General features: G+C 55.6%; 1 protein-coding gene. It reads left to right on the top strand.

Annotated features, from left to right (window positions below; genetic code table 11):
* Positions 1–655: TonB-dependent receptor plug domain-containing protein (locus ACFS7Z_RS27360; protein ID WP_377492715.1), on the top strand; the 655-nt coding region annotated here is incomplete at both ends.

Here is a 655-nt window from a genome sequence, read left to right as displayed (position 1 = left end):
CGTACTACGATGACAACACACCGGCCACCGCCAGCCCGGATACTCTGGATCCGGGAAACCAGCCTGACAGAACCTGGCTTCCCGGAATCTTCGTGCAGGACGAGATTTCTCTCTCGCAGCAGCACAAGCTCCTGCTGGGCATGCGGTACGACTACAACTCCAGGCACGGCGACATCCTTACCCCCAGGCTGGCCTACAAGTGGGCGCCCAACGACAACAACATCCTGCGGCTGAACGCCGGAACGGGCTTTCGGGTGGTGAACCTGTTCACTGAGGAGCACGCCGCCCTCACCGGGTCCAGAATAGTGGACGTGCAGGAGGAGCTGGACCCGGAGAAGAGCTACAACGTCAATGTGAACTATATCAAAAAAATAGTTGCCGGAAACAGTGCTTTCGTAGGTTTTGATGCCACCGCCTGGTACACCTACTTCAACAACCGCATCATAGCGGACTACGACACCGACCCTAACAGGATTATCTACGCCAATCTTGAAGGCCATGCTGTTACACAGGGTATCACCTTGAATTTGGATGTGGAGCTGCTCAACGGCCTGAAGGTGATTGCTGGGGGCACTTACATGGATGTGTACTCAAAAGAAGAGGATGAGAGCGGCAGCATGATGAAGCAGCGGCAGGTGCTTACCGAGAGGTGGAC

Origin of the sequence: Pontibacter toksunensis, from assembly GCF_042686245.1 — a bacterium.
Classification (GTDB): Bacteria; Bacteroidota; Bacteroidia; order Cytophagales; family Hymenobacteraceae; genus Pontibacter; species Pontibacter toksunensis.
Note: the sequence above shows the minus strand (reverse complement) of the source record. Positions and strands in the feature narration are given on the sequence as shown.